The organism is Posidoniimonas corsicana, from assembly GCF_007859765.1.
Classification (GTDB): Bacteria; Planctomycetota; Planctomycetia; order Pirellulales; family Lacipirellulaceae; genus Posidoniimonas; species Posidoniimonas corsicana.
The window spans coordinates 2,288,579-2,308,823 of sequence record NZ_SIHJ01000001.1; the positions used below are offsets into that span (position 1 = coordinate 2,288,579).

The window sequence follows — 20,245 nt, forward strand, 5'->3', positions numbered from 1 at the left end:
CGTAGCCGGGCTGTCGCGGGGAGCGGTGGCGGTGGAATCAACAGGGAGAGGCCCGCGCGTGCACGAGCAGACCGACGAACACTACCTGCGGGAGGCGTTGCGCCAGGCGGCCGAAGCCGCGGCGGCCGGCGAGGTCCCGGTGGGAGCGATCATTATAGCAGAGGGCCGCGTGCTGGCAGCGGCCCGCAACGAACGCGAGTCGCTCCGCGATCCCACCGCCCACGCCGAGATGATCGCCATCACCCAGGCGGCGCAGGCGCTGAACGCCTGGCGGCTGGAGGGCTGCACGCTGTACGTCACGCTGGAGCCCTGCCCGATGTGCGCCGGCGCGATCGTCCAGGCCCGCATCCCCCGCGTGGTCTACGGCGCCGCCGACCCGAAGGCCGGCGCGGTGGACAGCCTGTACCAGATCCTCACCGACGACCGGCTCAACCACCGTGTCGAGGTGAGCAGCGGGGTGCTCGCCGCCGAGTGCGGCCAGGTGCTGACAGACTTCTTCCGGGCCCGCCGGAAGTAGCCGCCTGCGGTGGCCGCTACTCCCCGCTGCGGAGGATCACCCAGAACAGACCGAAGCAGAGCACGCCGGCCAGGGTCGGCGCGGCGATCAGCAGCGTGCGGCTCGGGGGATCGGGCAGCTCCTCCAGGTCCGCCACCGCCTGGGCGGCGGGCTCGGCCGGCGCTTCGTCGGGGACCGGTTCGGTGTCCGCCAGCGCCTTCTCCTCAGCGGCCTTGCTCTTGGTCACGCCTTCGGCGGGTTCCGCGGGCATGACTTCTTGCAGGTCGTCGGCGTCGGGCTCCGGGGCGGACGGTTCCTTGCTGGGCGCGCCCGCGGTGAAGGCGGCCGGGTCCGGCAGGTCGTCGCCGTCGGTCTCATCGGTTGCGAGATCCTCGGTCGGCACGTCCTCGGCCAGCACAACCGGCTCGTCGCCCACGCTGCTCAGGCCGGTGGGCCGGGCGTCGGCTTCGGCGCCGACTTTGGGGCGGGCCTGGGCGAGAAAACCGAACGCCCGTAGGCTGCGGGCGCGCTTCACGGCGGCCGGGTCGAGCTCCTCGATCGACGCCAGCGCGGCGTTGGCCCGCTCGGCCAGCTCGCCTTCCTGTTCGGCCGCGACGTCCAGGTACGTGATAATCGGCTCGCGGACGTACTTTTGAACGCCGGAGTCTTCCTCGCCGGCCTGACGGTACATGTCGGCGAGCCGCTCGAGCACGGACCAGTCCTCCCAGCGGGCCAGGTCGGGGATCACCTGGTCGGCGAAGTCGGGGTTGTCCAGCAGCAGCCGGGCCGAAGCGATCACGCGGTCCTGCGGCACGAGGTCGGATTCCTCGGCCAGGAACCTCAGCGCCATCAGCGCCGAGTAGATGTGCGAGTAGTCGGCCGACTTGCCGCCGATCTTGTCGCCCGACAGGAACCGCTCGTCGATCAGGTCGAGTCCCTCGGGTCCGCGGAGCGTGAGGTAGCAGGCGATCATGGCGTCCAGGCCGAGCTTCTTGCGGCGCTCGTCGAGCCGCACCGCCTCGATCGACAGCGCGCCGGCCAACGGCCCGCCGGCGACAAACGACGCCGCGGCCGCCGACTCGGCGGCGGGGATCAGCCGCCGCGAGTCCGACACCAGCATCGCTTCCAGGCGGGGGATGTCATCGTCGGTCCCGCAGACGCCCAGCATCGTGAAGAACAGCCGGCGGCGGCTCGGGCTCACCGCGGGGTCCTCGATCCACGCCAGCAGCTGCTGGCGGTTCATCTGGTCCTTGAGCCCTTTGACCACCGGGTAAGGCGCGCGGGCGAACTCGTCGTACGCGTCCTGGGCGAGCATGGTGTCTTCGTGCTGCAGGTAGTCCTGGAAGAACGCCATCCGCTCGACGCCCGCCTCGGGCAGCGTCTGGAGCCGCTTGATGTACTCCACGGCGGTGTCGGTCAGCTTGAGCGGGATGGCCCACTCGTACGGCTCGCCCGACCCGCGGATCAGGTACGAGGCGTCTTGGTCGGGCTCGCCAAAGTAGATCGCGTCGATCTCGGTCTGGCCGGCTTGCAGGCCGTCGCCGAACAACACGTGGTCCACCTTGAAGCCCGCTTTGCCGGCGTCGGGGTCGAGCGGGCCGTTGGCGGCCTCGATCGGCGCGGCCGCGCGGACCAGCCGAGCGATCACGGCGGCGTCGCTGGCGTCGAGCTCCTCGGTCAGGGTGCTCTGTTCGGCCGAGCAGAACGGGCACGCGCGGGCTGCGCGGTGTGGCGCGGCCAGCAGGGCGAGGATCAGCAGCAGTGCGGCGAGACGACGCATGGGGTCACCTGTGTGGGTAGACGCGTTGCTTACAGCGGGCCTTTATTCTACGCGCAGGGGGAGCCGAACCCCAAGCCGCATCGATCCGCCCTCCCCCGTGGGGGAGGGCTTGGGTTGTCCGCTAGAGTTTGTTTGCCCGTGCCGCTGCTAGGCGGCTTGCCCCAGCGCGGCGTTGCTCGCCGGCTAGCGTGTCCCGCTCAGCGCCCGCGCGACATCGGTGCGGTAGGCCGAGAGCGCCGGCAGGAATCCCGCCAGCGACGCCAGCACCACCAAAGCGGGGATGATAATCAGCTCCAGCCGGTCGAACTCCCACACGGCCAGCCGCACGCCGGTGGTCTCGACCACGTAGGGCGCCGCGGCGCCGATGATCAGGTGGCCCAGCAGGATTCCGGCCAGCCCGCCGGCGACCGACAGCAGGATCGACTCGAACAGCACGATCAGCATCACGGCCACCCGGCTGGCGCCCAGCGCCCGCATTACGGCGATGTCGTGGCTCCGCTCGCTCATCGAGTTGTAGATGCTCACCAGGATGCTGATCGACGCCACGACCACGATCATGATGGTCAGCACCAGCAGCACCACCTGCACCGGGCCGACAATCTCTTCCAGCAGCTTTGTCACGACGCCGCCCGGCGCCACGGCCTGGGCGCTGCGGGTGGCGTCCTTGTTGATGGAGTAGATCAGGCTGTTGGGCCCGAACGCGTTGTTGCACAGCACCAGGATGGAGGTCACCTCCCGCAGCTCCGGCGGCAGCGGCTCGACCTCGCCGCCCTCGTTGTCGTACAGCCTGGTCTGCGACACTACGCCCTTGAGCTCGGAGTCGGCCGCGGGCGGGGGCGGGGTCTCGATCCCCTCGTGCGGCTTGGAAAGCGAGTGCCCCGCCAGCAGGTAGAAGCCCTCGATGTTGACGAACACGGCCCGGTCGTTGGCGGTGCCGGTCGGCTCCAGCACGCCGACAATCTCGAACGCCTCGTGCTTGTCGCCCTCGGCGCTGATGCCGTGCGTCGGGTTGAACGTGGAACCGACCTTGAGCCCCGCCTGCTGCGCGACGATCGACCCCACCACCGCCTGGAACGGCTTGTCGGTCTTGAAGTTCTGCCCCTCGGCGAACTCGTACACCCGGGGGCTGCCGTCGGCGTTGGTGCCGAACTGGATCTTGTCGAACAGGTCACGGGTAACGCCCACCACGCGGAACAGCTTGCCGTTCGCCTCGTAGCTGTCCCCCAGGCAGTACGGGATGGCCACCTTGGTGACGTCGGCGTACTTGCCGTCGGTGAAGTCGCGGTAGTAGGCGTAGGGCACCGGGAACAGCGGCGTGCCGACGTGGAACACGGTGCTCAGCACCAGGTCGGTCTTGCTCCCCTTGCCGCTGCCGATGATCAGGTGGTACCCGGCCGCGTCCTGGCTGAACTGCCGCACCGCCACGCTGTGGATCACGATCACGCAGATCATCACCGCCACGCCGAGCGCCATCGACAGCCCCGTCAGCGACGACGCCAACGCCCGCTGCCACATGTTACGCCAGGCGATCGTCCAGAAGCTCATGGGGAGTGGGTGGCTGGTGGTTGGCGGCTAGTGGCTGACGGCGGCGACGACGCGGTTTACTTCTTCGAGGTGCTCGACCCGGTCGAACTGGTCGGAGACCTCCGGCGAGTGGGTCACCAGCAGCATCGCCACGTTCTCGTCGCGGCAGACCTCGCGGAGCAGGTCGACCACCTGCTGCTGGTGCGCCGGGTCGACGTTGGCGGTCGGCTCGTCGGCCAGCAGCAGGATCGGCTTGTTGGCCAGCGCGCGGGCCACGGCGGTCCGCTGCTGCTCGCCCACGCTCATCGCCTGCGGCTTGTGGTGCAGCCGGTGCCCCAGACCGACCTTCCCCAGCAGCTCCTCCGCCCTGCCCCGGTCCTTGGGCTGGCCGGTGAACGTCATGCCCAACATCACGTTCTCCACCGCGGTGAACGCGGGCAGCAGGTTGAAGGTCTGGAACACGAAGCCGAGCTTGCGGGCGCGGAACCGGTCGCGGCCGGACTCGGGCAGCCGTGTGACCTCCACGCCGGCGATGGTGATGGCGCCGCTGTCGATGGTGGTCAGCCCGCTGATGGCGTTGAGCAGCGTGGTCTTGCCGCAGCCGCTGCGGCCGCGGATCACCACCTGCTCCCCCTGCTGCACCTCGAAGTGGGGCACGTCGAGGATCGGCATGCGGTCGCCGCCGGGCTCGCGGTACGACTTCTTGACGTCGGTGAGGGTCAGCATCGCGGCGATCGGGCTCGGACGGAGAGGGTGGGCACGCCGGGGACTCGATGGGAGGAGCAGCAGGCCGGGCGGCGACCGTGCTACCATACGCCGCGCGGGGTGGCTCAGTTCGAGCCAGTTTGGAAGGTTCTACAAACCACTGCTCCCTCCCTTACACGCTAGCACCGTGTGCGACCATTCTTCCGATTCGCCCCGGGGATGGGAACCCACCTACAAAGCCCTACTGCGGCAACGACTTGCAGCGAGGGCCCCCCGGGCCGCGGCACGCCGAGAGCCGTTTGGCACACCGGATGCATATCTGTTTTTTCGGTAGAAGAGATCAGGGGCGGCCACGCGGCCGACGCCGGCGGGACCCAAGCGGCCCGGTAAGCGATCCGCCCCACACGACAAGTTCCCACCCTTTCGATTCCCGCCCCAGACGAGGCCACCGAGTCCCCGCAACTCGGTGGCCTTTCTTATGCGCTGTGGTAGACCTCAACGCCTGCCGGATCGCCCGAGCACCGAGAATCGGCTACTTGGCGGCGGGCTTCGTGGTCGGCTTTACGGCGACCTTTGCTCCCAGCGGCCGGGCGGCGTCGGCCAGCAGGCGGTCGGCGTCCGCGACGGCGGCCATGTCGCCGGCGGCTAGGGTCACGACCAGCGACACCGTCTTGCCGTCCTCGGGCGAGCGCACCAGGTAGTGCCGGTGCTCCAGCTCGATGTCTTCCACCTTGGTGCGGGCGATCACGCCCAGGCAGCCGCAGCCGGCCTGGTTGACCCACTCGCCCGACGAGACCATCTCGGTCATCGCGGCGCCAATATTGGCCCGCACGTCCTGCTCAAACTGGGCGAGCGACGGCTTCACGCCCGCCTTGGCCGGCATGCGCGTCAGCGTGGCCTGCGCGACCAGGTTCCCCTCGTGCACCCGCCGCAGCGAGACCCGCGGGCCCTGCGTCGAGGCCAGGTACCAGCCCCGGTCGTGGTGGAACTCGAAGCCCAGGTCCTTGGACGGCAGCACCAGCAGGTCCAGCGAATTGCCGCGGGCCTGCTGCATCGCCTGGGCGGTGAGGAACTCCGGCTTGGTGATCGGCTCGCGCTTGATGTTCACCTTCGCCACGCCGATGAAGCCGGGCGTGGCCGGGCCGAGGGAGCGCTTCTCCTTGACGGCCAGGTTCAGCCGCGTGACGCGGTTGATCCGGCGGTCGAACAGGCCCAGCCCGCGGATGTCGAACTCGGTCGGGGCGCCCTCCACCTCGCCGTGCACGACGCCGGCCACCTGGAACTTGACGTAGCTGGCGGCGCCCTCGTCCACCACGTTCGAGACCTCGCACACGCTGACCGAGTCGAGCCCCAGCAGCGGCCCCATCACCTCGGCGCCGACGTTCCAGGCCTTGCCCTCGGCGACGGTCTCGCCGGGCAGCAGGCCGTCCAGGAACGGGGTGCCGCCCACCACGTCCACCAGGTCGAGCTGCTCGCGGGTGAGCGGCCCGCCCGGGCTGGCGAGCTTCACGCCCTGCTCGGTGTGGTTGGCGACCAGCAGCCGCCGCCCGTCGGGCAGCGACGGCGATTTGCCGCCCTGGCCGACCTTGATCGTGGCCATCGCCACGCTGTAGTGGCGGGCGGACTGTTTATCGGCGAGTGGCGCCTCCTCGTAGGCCAGCTTGCCCTCGACGCTCATCGGCAGCTTCTTGACCGCCTCTTGCGCGGGTTCCCCGTCCTTGGGCGGCTTGTCGGCCGGCTTGGCGTCGGGGTCGCGGATGGTAATGTCGCCGCCCACCTTCAGCTGGACCTCGACCTGGAAGGCCTGGTCGGCTGGCGGCGCGGCGGTCAGGTTGTAGTCGGCAGCGCTCAGGGTGGCCGCGGACAGACCAACAAACGCCGCCAGGGCGGCGGAGAGGGAGCGAGACATCGAAGACCTCGTGATCGATGAGAATCGGTAGCGGTTAGCGCAGCCGGGCTGCTTATCGTGAATCGTCCATCCGCGGCGGCAGAATTCACGACAAAGCCGCCCCGCGGCGGGACGCCCGCGAGAATTCCCCCCGAAACAGCGGGGTTCTGGCGGTTTCCCCAGCTGTCTAGCGGAGTGGGGGGATGCCACTAAGTCGTGAATATGCTAGGGTTTAAGTGGAATCCATGGGCGCCATCACCACGGCTCGGAGGCCGTCGGATTGGCGAACCGGTGAACTTTCTCTCGACCCCAAGCGACTTACCTGCGTACAACAAATGCCGCCCTACCCCGCTAGCAGGCTTGACCCGCTTTGCTAGCCAGCTACGGGGCCCAACGCACGAGTCGTTGGGGGGCGGCGGCTGAGCTTGCGTTATTCAACGCCAGGGGCAACGGCGCCCCGGCGGAGGAGCGGCCCGTCCCGTCCGGCAGACGCGGCGGCCGCAGGGAACCCAAAACGGGCAGCGGCAAGAGAATTGCTAGCTGCTTGGTAGCAAGCAGAGGAGGGACGCGGCGAACTACACGCTTGAGGGAGAGGAGAAGGCCCACGCCATGCAACGCGCATACACCCATTCCATCCTGGACCAATTCCGCGACCAGCAGGTGCGGTACGCGCCCCGCGAGAAGCGGCTCGAGCAGATCGAGGCCGCCGAGCGCCTGGTCGCCGAGATCGACCCCGACAAGAAGTACCCGTTCGACTTCGTCTTCTTCCGGATCACCGGCTACCGCCCCGCCGAGGACAGCCTGTTCAAGATCCAGGGCGAGGACCTGCTGCACGACCTGCGGCTGTTCATCGAGGACCTGTCCGACGCCACCGACCTGCCGGCCGACGCCATGGGCGAGCCGGTGCTGACCGTGGACCAGCTGGCCGAGCAGTTCAACGTCTCGACCAAGACCATCAGCCGCTGGCGCGAGCAGGGCCTGGTGAGCCGCCGGTTCGTGTTCGACGGCCGCAAGCGGGTCGGCTTCCTGCGGAGCAGCGTCGACCGCTTTGTGCAGTCCAACCGCGACCGCGTCGAACGCGGCGCCCGCTTCAGCCAGCTGACCGACGAGCAGCGCAACGAGCTGCTCGAGCAGGCCCGCCGGCTCGCCAGCGACGGCAGCTGCCAGGCCGAGGTCTCCCGCCAGCTCGCCAAGCGCTCCGGCCGCAGCGTCGAGACCATCCGCGCCGCGCTCAAGCAGTTCGACCAGAAGCACCCCGACCTGGCGATCTTCCCCGACGTGAAGGGCCCGCTGAAGGACTCGCAGCGCGCGAAGATCTACCGCGACTCGCGGCGGGGCGTGTCGGTCGACAAGCTCACCAAGCGGTACGGCCGCACCAAGACCACCATCTACCGGGTGATCAACGAGGTCCGCGCGCAGCGGATCATGGAGCTCGACCTCGACTACATCCCCAACCCGCGGTTCACCCGCAAGGGCGCCGACAACGCGTGCCTGGGCGAGATGCCCGAGTCCGACCAGCCCGCCAAGAAGGTGCGTCGGCCCTCGGACCTGCCGCCGTACCTGGCCAGCCTGTACGAGATGCCGCTGCTGACCCGCGAGCAGGAGGGCCACCTGTTCCGCAAGTACAACTACCTGAAGCACAAGGCGGCCAAGCTCCGCGAGGAGCTGGACGTCGAGCGGCCCAAGTCGGCCCTGATGGACGAGATCGAGCAGATGTCCGAGCAGGCGGTGGAGGTCAAGAACCAGATCGCCCGCTGCAACCTGCGGCTGGTGGTGTCGATCGCCAAGCGGCACGTGTCGGCGGACCAGAACTTCTTCGAGCTGGTGTCCGACGGCAACATGTCACTGCTTCGCGCGATCGAGAAGTTCGACTTCGCCCGCGGCAACAAGTTCAGCACGTACGCCAGCTGGGCGATCATGAAGAACTTCGCCCGCACGATTCCTGGCGAGTTCAAGCACCGCGACCGGTTCCGCACCAGCCACGACGAGCTGTTCGCGGCTACCGAGGAGCGGCGCGACAACCCGCTGATCCACGAGTCGGCCCAGAAGGACCGGGAAGCCAAGATCACGCGGCTGCTGCGGAAGCTGGACGAGCGGGAGCAGCAGATCGTCAGCTCGCGGTTCGGCCTGGATCATTCGAAGGAGCCGCTCACCCTCAAAGAGGTCGGCGCCGAGATGGGCGTCACCAAGGAGCGGATCCGCCAGATCGAGGTGCGGGCGCTCAACAAGCTCCGCGCCGCGGCCAAGGAGGAGAAGATCTCGCTGGAGATCTAACCCGCCGCCGGCGAACACCGATGCTCACCAAGGCCCCGTGGTTTCCACGGGGCCTTGTTTGTTGGTGGGGCATCGACTCGCACCTTGAGTTGGAGCTGCGTCGGCGTTTCACGCCGGAGCGGTTTTGCGAAACAGCCGTGACGATTGCGGGGCATCAATCCGGGCTGGGGCGGAGCGCCGATAGTAACCAAGCGGGCTGTCTGTGGCGGTTTACAGTCAAGATCTGAATTTGGGCAGAGATTGAACCGTTTGAAGGGTGGTTTGGGAGGCGTGGAGGACAGAGACGCTAAAGACACGTGAGACGGGTCCGAAGCGTCTGTGTGATACGATCCTCTTGAGTTGAGACCACAAGCGTTTGCCGATGCCGACTCGTGTCCACAAGAGTAAAGTCAGGCGGCTGTCTATGCCCCAGGAACCTACAAGTACTTCGACTCTGACGCTAATCCAAGACGGTCAGGCAGAACTCCAACTCGATCCGGTTGACGCCGCAGATACACCCGAATCCGTGGCATTTGACATTTCCTTCGTGTGGAACATGCCGTTCCAGCAGCATCGCTTCGCAATCCGCAAGTGTTGGTTTCTCAATCAATCACTACGTGCTTTTGAAACGCAGCTCGGAACTCTGTTGAACTCGACACACGGATTCGCATCACTGAAGAACATGAGCGATCACCCCGTACTTGAAGTTTCGCTTGATGGCGATAACGTCATTTTGATTTTCACGGCCACCGACACGACCAAACTGGGCAAACTGCGGTTCACGATGAACACCTACACACTTGAGCTCGTGCATATGTATCGTCAGCTTCGCAACTACCCGAAATGGTGGTGACTCGCCCCCGGTTCCTCGCTTCGGATGGTGTGTTAACGGCTAAGCCTCATGCCTCGAAGAGCCCGGCATGAACTCGGTCGAGCTGGCATCGGACGTGATCTTGCCGTCCATGAGCTGTAGGAACGCGTTGCCCACCTCGACGAGTCGCCGGGTTTCAATCGGGTCGACAAAGCTCGCGCCGTCAACTCCGAGCAAGTCCAGCGTTGGTCCGTTGAGCTCTCGGGGGGCATCTCTCAGCCTGGACATCAACGATTCAATCGCGACGCGAATAACCCAGCGGCCGTCCTCCGTGCTTGCGAACGATTCGAGGCCGTGCGGGACGTGGCCACCGAAAAACCCTTTGGATGCAAGAAGCCACTGGTCTCGGATTCGGCGGCCGATGGATTCGTCGTCTGGCGATTCTTCGACATTCAGAGCGAGCAGTCGCAGCCACAGTTCGAGGACGCTGTCCTGCATCCAGAAGCCGCTTGACTGGTCGATCGTTACAAAGGTCGTACCCATGCCGGAACTCGAAGCGGGTAAGTGCGGTGGTGCGAACCATCTGGGCGGCTCGGCGATGCAATAGGAGCATGGCGCCCGAAGCCTAGTCGCACGTTCGATCGGAGCTGCGTCGGTGTTTCACGCCGGTGGTCAAGAGGGTTCGGCTCAACTCGCTGAGGTGATGTACACCGACCGCAGCTAGAGGATCGCTCTGGTGACAGAGGTTGAGCACATCGCGGCGCATTAGCCCCGGGCGCAACTCCGGGCGGTTGGTCCAACCTCGGCAGACTTGATCCTCTCGGGACTCTTGGCGGGCGTAAGCACCGCTGTTCCTCAGCGGCGTCCAATCGACATGGAGCGAGGCAGGATTTCACTATGCGTCACTCAACGCGTAATGCGGAAGCCTCCGGCCACCAGGAATAGTCGCGTCATAGAAGACCCCGATACAGATTGGTTCGACAAGCCTCTTGTTCTGCCAAGAGATCGCACCAGATCACTCAAGCTCTAAGCATATCACGCTTGCGATTTGGTCCGGCGGTGTTTCGGGCAGTGTGATCGAGACGCCGCTCGCAGATTGCTTGAAAGCAAGGGCTGTCTCGTTGGGATCGGCAAGCAGGTAGGTTCGCGTCACGTTCTCGTCGATTGCAGGGAGGTTCATCACACCGATCGGCCACTCAAATACATGCACGTAGAGTTTGCCCGGTTTGGTGGTCGCTCGCCACTGCCATCCAGTTCTGGACTGTGGCTTGCCGCGTTCGTTCTTCACGCGTTCTTGGAATGAGGCGATCTCCTCACCGAACGGCGTTGGGCCGCATCCGTAGATCGCTTCACCGTTCACTCCGAGCCAGCGTCCCATTTCACTGAGACGCTCGACGCTCGATTCGGGGATGACGCCTTCTCCTGTAGGGCCGACATTGAGTAGGTAGTTGCCTCCTTTGCTGACGACGTCGATCATGTTCCGAAGCAGCTTCTCGGCGCTCTTCCAATTCTCATCAGCCTTGTTGTAGCCCCAGTGATCGTTAATCGTCATGCACGTTTCCCACGGCATGTTCGAAGAACGGGACGGGATCTCTTGCTCAGCCGTCTTGTAGTCGCCCAGCCCCCGGCCGACGCGGTCGTTAATGATGCAATTGGGCTGCAACTCTCGGATCATCGCAATCAGCTCTTTGCTCTGGTGCGGCTCGATCTGCTCGAAGGTGTCAAACCACATCACGCCGATAGGCCCGTACTGGGTGAGCAGTTCGCGAACCTGCGGCTTGACTTTGCGGTCGAAATACCGCTGGAAGACCTTGCTCTCCTCGTCTGGATAGTCGATGAGGTTGCTTCGCCATCCGAGTCGGTCACCCCATCCAGTAGGCACATCGGGGTCCTCCCAATCGCGGCCCAGGGAATAGTAGACGCAGAAGCGGACGCCGTGCTTGTGGCACGCCTCCGCCAGGTCCTTCAGCGGGTCACGGCCGTAGGAGGTTCCTTTGACGATGTTGTGATCGTTTGACGGGGAGTCGTACATCGCGAACCCATCGTGGTGCTTCGCCGTGACCACCAGGTATTTCATCCCCGCTTGCTTGGCAATCGTAACCCACTCGTTGGCGTCGAACTTCGAAGGATTGAACGAGCTTGCGAACTCTGTGTACTCCGCCAACGGGATTTTTGCCGTGAGCTGCAGCCATTCGTGGTGACCGGTCTCGCCGTTCCACTCGCCACCCGCTTGAGAGTAGACGCCCCAGTGAATGAACATGCCAAACTTCGCGTCCAGCCACCAAGACATGCGTTCAGCGTTGGTATCCTGAGCGCCGACCTCAGGTGGAAGGCATAAAGCGGTGCGCGTCAGCAGCGTCACAATCGCCACAACGAGTACGGCGCGTAGGTAGAGCATGTTGAACTCGCTCACAGTAGGGAACTAAGACGACCCGAGAAACCAATTGCTGTGCGAGAGGGCGATCGCGCCCACAAAACGCTTCTCTTGTGGACCGTGACACTCGCAGCCACGCACTATTCTACTTGATATCTTGCCCACAACAGGGGTTTCGCGACGAGCGTACCCGCATGGGTCTCCAACGCCACTGATAGAGTTCTCCCTCATACCGGTGCTTTTGATTGGAAAGCGATTGGTCGACTTTGCGTGTTTGCGGCGTTAGCAAGACGCATGTCCGAGAGCAGAGCCAATTTCTTGGGGATCGAACAACTGAGCGAGGTTGCGTCGTCCACGGCGCCGGAGGGCGGCAGCGAACCCGCTGAGGTTGTCACAACCTCGGTCAATTTCAGGATCATCGAAAGTGCGCAGGATTTATCGTCCAGCGCAGGTTAGGGTGGCGGACGTCTTGTCTCCCCGCGACAACGGCTCGGCATGCGTGGCGGCGATGCAACGCAAAGCATGCTCACCTGCTACGGCGTGTGAGCATAGCGCCCCGCGTCGGCGTTTCAATCCGATGCAGAATCCAGCGACAAAGATTCCGATCGCTAGCGACGATGGAAGTGCGCCACTGTCCGGCTTGTCCGGCAGTGGAAACCAGGCCCCCACTTCGCACTGCCAGACGAGCTGGCAGTGGCGCCCGGCGGAGGCATTCTTGACACCAACCCCTTAATGCTTGGGTCGACGCCACCTGTGCAGGTTGGTGAATCGGGAGGCCGACCGTTGCGTCCTGAGAACGATGCCGCCTCCCACCGCTACTGAGGTCCCGGCTCGCGGTTCTTTCTGTCGTTCTCAATCAACGGCTCAGCATTAATTCGCCAGGCATTATCAACCAAGTACGCATCGAACTTCCCAAGCTCGGTAATCAGCGTCACGTGGCCTGACTCGACGGAACCGCTGGATACGGAAACGATGTAGGCGTCCGACATTAGGTTCAGCTGAGCAGCTATATCAGCTGGAGTGGCATCTCGCTCCCAGAATACGTTCGCTTTAGGGTGCGGCACTATGAGTGGTTCAATCTCTGCTTGATTGGCAGTGTACCGTGCGGCGAGAAAACGCCTCCAGACCTTCGCTGGTTCAGGTTCGACGTACTTCGATGCTGCGAGTTGAGCCTCTTCGACTACTTCCTTTCGCGACTTAGATTTCCGTAGGTTCGCAAACTCTGTCAGAAGTTCGCGAACCTTCTCTATTGCTTCCTCGTCATCTGCTGCGACCATGCGGACGGCACCAGGCCACCAAAGCTTGGATGGCACCAAGAGCCTCGCAGTGATGAAGTCGTTTATGGCTCGTTTCTCGATGTCGCCATCTGAAGAGGCTTGAGAGGCAATCTCGATTCCGGTGAATAACGCTGCGACTTCGCCGAAGGTCCCGTTCAGGGTCAACATGCGTGGACGGCGACAAACGTCATTAACGAGCTCGATAAAGGCGTCAAAGTCGTCCATTGGCCTTAGTGGTACCATTCGGATCTGCGTAGGTGGTGACCTCTACTCGCGGACCTGCATTGTACCACCCCGCTGCACGCTACTTCCCATCCCAGTTTCAACCTGTTCGAAAGTGCAAGTGAGTGACCATCCTTGGCACCGAAGGCCGTCTGCCCAAGCCACGTCGACTTCATCGTCCAGCACAGGTTAGTTGGCGGGCGTCATGTCTTCCCGCGACAACGGCTAGCCATGCTTGCCGGCAATGCGACATCGCGCCCGGCTAACGACTTTGCTTCCGCCGCCGCTCCTGCAGGTCGTTGAGGGTCTTGCCCGCTTCGTCGCGGAACCGCTCGTCGGTGATCTCCAAACGCTGGATGCGGTCCACGCGGAACTCGCGGAAGTCGCGGCGGTTCTCGCACCACGCGGCGACCAGCCAGACCGGCGCGATGAAGACCAGGCACAACGGGCGGATGCGGCGTTGGGTCTGCTTGCCCGACTCGTCGGCGTAGAGGATCTCCGCCCGGTGCTTGCTGCGGATCGCCCGCCGCAGGGATGCGAGGTCGATGCCGATCGGCGGCTTGCGCCGGCTGGCGCACGCGTAGGCCGCCGAACGGCTCGCGTCGGTGGCCAGCTGTTCCGGCAGCACGGCCGCGATCTTGTCGATCGCCTGCCGGGCCGAACGGGCGAGGGCCGGATCGCCCCAGCTCTCGACCATCTGGGCGCCGAGGGACAACGCGTCGAGCTCCTCGACAGCGAACATGAGCGGCTTGACCAGGTAGTCGCGGCTGAGCAGGTAGCCGACGCCCGCCTCGCCAACGATGGGGACGCCGGAAGAGCGCAGGTCCGCGATGTCGCGGTAGATGGTGCGTACGCCGATCTCCATCTCGGCGGCGAGCTCCTCGCCGGTCACCGCCTCGCGGCGCGCCTTGAAGTACTCGACAACTCGGAACAGGCGGTCGGCCCGGCGCATAAGGCGTGCCAGCGGACGGTGGTGGCGGGGGGGCGGCGATTCCTGACAGCCTCCTGACAATACGCTGTCAGGAGGCCCCTGTAAAGTTCGTGTTCTAGGTCGGCCCGCGGCGTAGCGGTAAGCGCAGCGCGTCCGGAGCCGCCCGGCTGATCGAAACAACCACCGCACGCGTCCGCGTGCAGGAACCACAAGGAGCAAGCCATGAAGCCCGCCGCCGTGAACACCCCCTCCAGCACAACGGTCGAGGTCGCCCGCAGCTTCGACGCGCCCGTCGAGTCGGTTTGGAAGACGTTCACCGAGCCCGACATGGTTTGTCGTTGGATGCTGGGACCCCCCGGCTGGTCGATGCCGGTTTGCGAGTTCGACTTCCGCGTTGGCGGCAGGTACGAGAACCGGTTCCGGAACGAGGAGGACGGGATGGAGTTCGGGCTGTTCGGCGAGTTCCGTGAGATCGAGCCGCTGGCCAGGATCGTTCAGGACGAGCGGCACACGCTCGCCGTCCCCGACGACAACGAGGTCAGGGAGTCGGTCGTCACCCTCACGTTCGAAGAGCAGGACGGGCGGACCAACGTCGTGACGTTGATCGAGTACGCCTCCCCACAGGAACGCGACGCCGCCCTGGCGACCGGCATGACCGCGGCGATGGAGATGGGCTACGGCGTCATCGATGAGCTGGTCGCCCGGTGATGGCCGCTACGGTGACGGCCGGTTGGGGCCCTGTCGGGAACGCTGCGCTCGGTGCCTGCTCGCCAGTTCTTCGTAGAAACCGGCCACCTGGTGTGCTCCAATGGTAGCGGTGAGCCTCTACAGACGCGTCGCGGAAGCGCTGCGCGGTCGGTGGCTGCTGCGCGGGTGGCGCGCTCGACGGGCCCCGCAGAGGTTTTGTCCGTTTGGTCCGCTGTGGCGCCCCCGATCGGACAAAACCCCGCCCGCCTTTCAGGAGGGTTTTATCGCAATGGTTGGAAGCGAAAGGACTTACGGCGACCGTAGGGTGAGGTAGGCCCTGGGTTTTGTCCCCTCCGCTCGTGTTTTTGGACAAATCGATTGGGACAATCGGCCTGGCGGCGGCACAGGTGCTGAGCGGGTGTGCTGTAGGGCGAACGGCAGTGCACCGGTTGCCTAGGTCGCGTGTGGGCGACGCCGGCGGGGTGGCCACGCGAGGAGCGCCGCGGCGACGGCCGCCGTGGGCTCGGGCACGCTAGCCGCGGCGGCATCGAACGCGGCGTTCGCGCCGAAGTTGGACCGCCAGGCGGCGTACTGCTCGGCGCCGATCGGCCCGCCGTTGAAGTCGTTGGGCAGCGACCACTCGGCCGCGCCCTGGTTGTCGCGCCACACGGTGTAGTCGGCGGCGTCGACCAGGCCGTCGTTGTTGTAGTCGCCCGGCAGGCCGCTGACGGCCGTCAGGATCACTTCGGTGGCGGTGCTCGCCATCAAGCTGAAGAGCGACGCGTCGGGCCCGCCGAGGGTGAGGTTGTTGACCAGGCTGGCCGCCGTCAGCACGGTGAAGGTGTCGTTCAGGGTGGGCGTGAAGCCGGCGTCGAGGGTGACGTCCAGCACGCCGTCGAGCGTGGCGGCGCCGGTCACGGCGAGCAGGTCGGTACTGGCGGCGACGTCGACCGCCAGCGTGGACCCGGCCGCCAGGGTCAGGCCGCCGACGACCTGGCCGTCGCCGCGGAGCGTGGCGCCGGCGTCCACCTTCGTCGGACCAATCCGACCGTCGAGCTCCAGCACGCCGGCGGCCACGGTGGTGATGCCGCTCAGGGTGTTGGCGCCAGCGAGGGTCAGCGTGCCGGCGCCCGACTTGGTGACCGCGCCGCTGCCGCTGATCACGCCGGCGAAGGCGGCGTCGGCCGCGCTGTTGACGATCAGGTGGCCGCGGTTGCCCAGCAGCACGCTCGAGCCGGCGGCGCCGTCGAGGCCGGCGATCTCCTGCGTCACGCCGTTGACGTCCAGCGTCGCGCCGCTGGCGACCGAAACCGTCGTGGTCGAGGGCAGCGTGCCGAGCCGCTGCCCCTCGTACAGGGCCATCGCCTGTGCGGCCGAGAGGGACTGACCATAGATCTGCACCGAGTCCATCAGCCCGTTGAAGTTCAGAGCGCCGTCGCCGGGGTTGTTGGCCACGCCCAGCTGCACCATCGAACCGATGTCGGCATTGCTGAAGCCGCTGTCGGTCCTGGTGGCCATCAGCGGCTCGCCGTCGATGTAGATGGTGTAGACGCCGCCGTTGTTGACGTAGGTCACCTGGCGCCACTGGTCGTCGGTGACGATCGTGCCGCGGGCGCGGGTCTGGAGGAACCCGCCCGCCCAGCGGACGCCGGCGGGCTGGCCGCCGCTGCCGGCGCCGAGGCCGTCGCCCAGGAAGAAGGCGGTGTTGCCGTACTCCCACCCGCCGTTGGTCTTGCTGAGGAGGGCGCCGCCGGCGCTGGCGGTTTTGATCCACGTCGAGACGGCCCAGTTGCCGTCGGGCGCCAGGTCCGTGACGCCGTTGTTGATGTTCACCGAGGCGCCGTTGGCCAGGCTGACGGCGCTGCCCTCGCGGCCGCCGCCGGCGGGGACGATGGTCGCGCCGTTGGCGAGCACGCCGTTCATCGGCGCGCCGCCGGCGCCGAGGTTGACCACCGAGTCGCCGCGCACGTTGTCGAACGTGTACTCGGCGACGAGCCTGGTGGGCGCCAGCCGCAGCGTGCCCCGGCTGATGGTGGTGGCGCCGGCGTAGTCGTTGGAGGCCTGGAGCGTGAGGTCGTGGGCGCCGGTCTTGACCAGCGACCCGGCGCCGGTGACCGCGGCCTCGATGAAGATGTCGCCCTGCCCCGCGTCGAAGGTCGCGTCGCCCGTCAGCGTGACGGCGCCCGCCAGGCGGAACGTGTCGAGGTCGTACTGGTCGTGCCGCACGGTGGCGTTGTCGACAATCAGGTTCTTGAAGGTGACGCGGCCGTCGTGGCCCCAGCCGTTGTACAGCAGCCGCCCGCCCGGGTTGACCGTCAGCGACCGGCCCGCGAAGGTCCAGCTGGGGTAGCCGTTGGGCGTGCGGAGGTCGTGGGCGCCGGTGGAGTAGTCGGCGTTGGGGTGGGCGAACTCGCCGTCGCTCCAGGAGCTGTAGTGGTTGAAGCCGGAGCGGCCCACCGGGTCGGAGCCGGCCAGCGAGACGCTGGTGGCGTTCCACGCCGTGGGGTTGGCGGTCGAGCCGATGCCCCAGTCGGCGCGCAGCGCGTACACCAGGGCCACGTTCCGCCGCGCGTTGAGCTCGCTCCACTCGTTGTCGTAGTTCATGCCGTACGGCCAGAAGTGCACGCCGTCGGTGCCGACGCGTGCGCCCACGCCGTCGAATTGCTCGAGGATGCTGACAGCGCGCTGGCCGTCCCACGACCGGCCCTGGGCGTTGGAGTACGTGCCGGTGCCGAGCCAGTGGTCCAGCTCGTGCATGGTGACGCGGTCGTTGGGCCAGGTGCCGCCGTACTCGATGATGCCGCCCCACCCGCCGTAGCCGGCCTGCGCCGTCGGCACGCCGGGGTTGTACGCCGCCTGGACGTGGCTGCCGTTGCCGCCGGTGAAGTCGCCGTAGGCGTTGTAGCGGTTGACGATGTTGTTCATCGCCGTCCACGCCGCGTCCTGCCGGGCGTCGCCCTGCCAGCCCCAGGCGAGCGAGAATGTAAGCTGGGCGTCGGCGCGGCCGCACGCGAGTGCAGCGCAGCAAAGCGCAACGCAAGGAGCAAGAATCCGGTAGTTCATCTGTGCCTGGTTCCGAAGTCTTCGCGGGACGGAGGTGGGGTTGCAGCCAGCGGCCTGCAGACGCCCCGCGAGAGGAGAGGCAGCCGCCGGCGCGTCAGGGATAAAGGCCGGGCAGCTAAACTTCTTTTATATTTTCGCCATCAGGTGCGGATTCGTCTACCTTCTGGTTGCCCAGAATCGGGCGGGATTTTCCGCAATGCGTGGCGGCTAGGCCCGAGACCGGAGCCCCACCGGCCCCGATGCATCAGTTCAGCACCTGCTCAACGTAGTCATCCAACCGGTCAACCGACCGGCTCCGGTAGGCGATGTAGCCGTCGGGGCGGATCAGGTACAGCCGCACCGCGTCGCCCGCGTAGGCCCGCCGCAGCGCGCCCGCTGCGTCACTCACGTACACGACGCCGTTGGGCGCCGGTGCGTGGTTGGCGTCGACCAGCAGCACACGCAGCCAGTCGCCGTGGGCGTCGACCGCTCGCCGGGCGGCCGCGAGCTCAGGTTGCCCCGCGCCTGCGTCGGGCGGTCCGAAGAGCAGCAGCTGGTGGAGCGGCGCGCCGAGCCGCTTGAGCAGCGTCGTTGACTCGCCGTTGACAACGATCGGTCCCGCGTCCGGCGCCCTCGCTCCCGGCGCGGGCCCGGGGTCATTGTCAGAGGAAGCCACGCACAGCCGGCTGGAACGGTAGTCGAGGTCGATCTCCTCCTGGTGGGCGCGGACTTGTAGGCGGTCGCTCTCTGGCACGACCATGTGTTTGAGCAACCGTTCGCGTTCCGCCGGGCTGAGCTCGGCGAAGCTGGTCAGGCTGTCATTCGCCCGCTTTGTCCAGGCGATCACGTCGGCGGCGACGCCGCGGCGCTCGCTCTCGTAGGTGTCGAGCCACCACGATGGCGTAACGCCCCGCATCACCAGGGCCAGCTTCCAGGCCAGGTTGTGGGCGTCCTGGATGCCGGTGTTCATGCCCTGCCCGCCGATCACGCTGTGGATGTGCGCGGCGTCGCCGGCCAGGAACACGCGGCCCCGCCGGTACCGCGGCGCCAGCCGGTAGTGCGTGTGGTAGATAGCGAGCCAGCGGGCGTCGGACAGGCGGAGGCCGGGGAAGCCCCGCTCATCGATGATGCGCTGCATCTCTTCAAGCGTGGGCGGCTCGGTGCGGGGGCTGTCCTTGGGCAGCGTCGCGATGACCTGCCTCCGGCCCTCGTCCAGCAGGAAGATGAACACGTCCCCCTGATCGTGCAAGCAGAGGTACGCGACCTCGGGCTTGATCGGCCCGTCGATCAGGACATCGGCGGTCTGGTACGGGATCGGATCGGCGGCGCCCGGGAACGCTTCGTCGACACCACGCCGGACCGTGCTGTGCGCGCCGTCGCAGCCGATGAGGTACGACGCGTCGACAACCTCTTCGGCGCCGCCCTGGCCTCTGATCATGGCCCGCACGCCCTCGGGCGATTGCTCGAAGGCCTGCAGCTCGACGCTGCGTTCGACCTCGATGCCCAGGTTGTTGAGGTGGCGTTCGAGGATCGCTTCGGTCTTGCACTGCGCGAACGCCGCTCCCCACGGGAAGGGCGAGTCGACGGGCAGGTCGGGTGTCGTGACTACATGACGCCCGTTGGCGTGGATGCTAACCGCCTTGAGCGGCTGACCCCGGTCGACGATCTCGTCGGCGATGCCGAGGGTGTGGAGGATCTCGAGCGTGCGCGAGTGCAGGTAGGTCGCCCGCGAGTGAGGGTCAATGCCTGGCGACTTGTCGATGATGCGCACCGGCGCGCCGTGCCGTGCGAGTTCCGCGGCCATCATCAGGCCGGTGGTCCGCCCGCCCACAACCAGCACCGGAGCCTCCGTTGCCGTCATCCCCGAGCCTCCCCTGCGTGCTATTGGCGGCGAACGGCGAGCTCCGCCGGGCCGCCATTTGGTACCAGCCAAGGCTATCACAGCAAGCGCGAAGCCGCCAACGGCCGGTGGCCGTGCAAGTTGCTTCCTAGCCGCGTCCGGCTCCGTTCCAAGGGCCTGCCGCGGGAGAGCGGCATCAATGGACGAGAGCGGCCTTGCGTCTGAATCTGGGATGCTCTGAGGGCAAAGAACGAGGCAGCAATCGGATGCTGTCAGCGGATTGTGTGTTCCGCTTTTCGAAGGAGCGGCGTTGCTTCAGCGTTATCAGGGCGCCCTAGCCGCCGATCGTCGCGATGTGTTGGCGGCGGGGCGGGATGCACATCGACAGCGTCGCGTCTGAATTTTCTTGCAATTG

At 66.2% G+C, this 20,245-nt stretch carries 14 protein-coding genes; 4 read left to right on the forward strand and 10 right to left on the reverse strand.

Annotation, left to right across the window (positions count from 1 at the left end; genetic code table 11):
* Positions 1–58 precede the first annotated feature (58 nt).
* Positions 59–517 (forward strand): tRNA adenosine(34) deaminase TadA, encoded by a 459-nt coding sequence (gene tadA, locus KOR34_RS08805; protein WP_228714550.1) that lies wholly within the window; start codon positions 59–61, stop codon positions 515–517.
* Between the two features lie 16 nt (positions 518–533).
* Here the strand turns inward: tadA and KOR34_RS08810 are convergent, their stop codons facing one another.
* From KOR34_RS08810 to KOR34_RS08825, 4 genes are all read right to left on the reverse strand, one after another.
* On the reverse strand, positions 534–2,276 hold the full coding sequence (locus tag KOR34_RS08810; RefSeq protein WP_146564090.1) for a hypothetical protein: 1,743 nt from the start codon (positions 2,274–2,276) through the stop codon (positions 534–536).
* Between the two features lie 183 nt (positions 2,277–2,459).
* Positions 2,460–3,821 carry an ABC transporter permease gene (locus KOR34_RS08815; RefSeq protein ID WP_146564092.1) on the reverse strand — a complete coding sequence of 454 codons (1,362 nt, stop codon included), beginning with the start codon at positions 3,819–3,821 and terminating at the stop codon, positions 2,460–2,462.
* A 27-nt stretch (positions 3,822–3,848) separates the two neighbouring features.
* On the reverse strand, positions 3,849–4,526 hold the full coding sequence (locus KOR34_RS08820; RefSeq protein WP_146564094.1) for an ABC transporter ATP-binding protein: 678 nt from the start codon (positions 4,524–4,526) through the stop codon (positions 3,849–3,851).
* A 511-nt stretch (positions 4,527–5,037) separates the two neighbouring features.
* On the reverse strand, positions 5,038–6,414 hold the full coding sequence (locus KOR34_RS08825; protein ID WP_146564096.1) for a hypothetical protein: 1,377 nt from the start codon (positions 6,412–6,414) through the stop codon (positions 5,038–5,040).
* Positions 6,415–7,002: 588 nt separating this feature from the next.
* On the opposite strand from KOR34_RS08825, the gene KOR34_RS08830 reads away from it, so the two are divergent.
* Together KOR34_RS08830 and KOR34_RS08835 are read left to right on the forward strand one after the other, a co-directional pair.
* Complete coding sequence (locus tag KOR34_RS08830; protein WP_146564098.1) at positions 7,003–8,667, forward strand: sigma-70 family RNA polymerase sigma factor; 1,665 nt, start codon at positions 7,003–7,005, stop codon at positions 8,665–8,667.
* A gap of 403 nt (positions 8,668–9,070) precedes the next feature.
* A complete protein-coding gene (locus KOR34_RS08835; protein WP_146564113.1) occupies positions 9,071–9,499 on the forward strand; it encodes a hypothetical protein in 429 nt (142 codons plus the stop codon).
* A gap of 39 nt (positions 9,500–9,538) precedes the next feature.
* Here KOR34_RS08835 and KOR34_RS08840 read toward each other — a convergent pair whose 3' ends face one another.
* From KOR34_RS08840 to KOR34_RS08855, 4 genes are all read right to left on the reverse strand, one after another.
* Entirely contained in the window at positions 9,539–10,000 is a 462-nt protein-coding gene (locus KOR34_RS08840; RefSeq protein WP_146564115.1) for a hypothetical protein, read from the reverse strand.
* A gap of 472 nt (positions 10,001–10,472) precedes the next feature.
* Complete coding sequence (locus tag KOR34_RS08845) at positions 10,473–11,870, reverse strand: alpha-L-fucosidase (protein ID WP_228714551.1); 1,398 nt, start codon at positions 11,868–11,870, stop codon at positions 10,473–10,475.
* Between the two features lie 776 nt (positions 11,871–12,646).
* The gene (locus KOR34_RS08850) at positions 12,647–13,333 is read right to left on the reverse strand and encodes a hypothetical protein (protein ID WP_146564117.1); all 687 of its coding nucleotides are present in this window, start codon (positions 13,331–13,333) and stop codon (positions 12,647–12,649) included.
* A 259-nt stretch (positions 13,334–13,592) separates the two neighbouring features.
* Positions 13,593–14,282: a helix-turn-helix transcriptional regulator gene (locus KOR34_RS08855; RefSeq protein WP_146564119.1), complete on the reverse strand. Its 690-nt coding sequence runs from the start codon at positions 14,280–14,282 to the stop codon at positions 13,593–13,595.
* 201 nt (positions 14,283–14,483) lie between these two features.
* On the opposite strand from KOR34_RS08855, the gene KOR34_RS08860 reads away from it, so the two are divergent.
* Positions 14,484–14,969, forward strand: coding sequence for an SRPBCC domain-containing protein (locus KOR34_RS08860; RefSeq protein WP_146564121.1), 486 nt, complete (start codon positions 14,484–14,486; stop codon positions 14,967–14,969).
* A 432-nt stretch (positions 14,970–15,401) separates the two neighbouring features.
* On the opposite strand, the gene KOR34_RS08865 is transcribed toward KOR34_RS08860, so the two are convergent.
* Positions 15,402–18,011, reverse strand: a complete 2,610-nt coding sequence (locus KOR34_RS08865; RefSeq protein ID WP_146564123.1) for a LamG domain-containing protein — start codon at positions 18,009–18,011, stop codon at positions 15,402–15,404.
* Positions 18,012–18,255: 244 nt separating this feature from the next.
* The gene (locus KOR34_RS08870; RefSeq protein WP_146564125.1) at positions 18,256–19,851 is read right to left on the reverse strand and encodes an FAD-dependent monooxygenase; all 1,596 of its coding nucleotides are present in this window, start codon (positions 19,849–19,851) and stop codon (positions 18,256–18,258) included.
* Positions 19,852–20,245 lie beyond the last annotated feature (394 nt).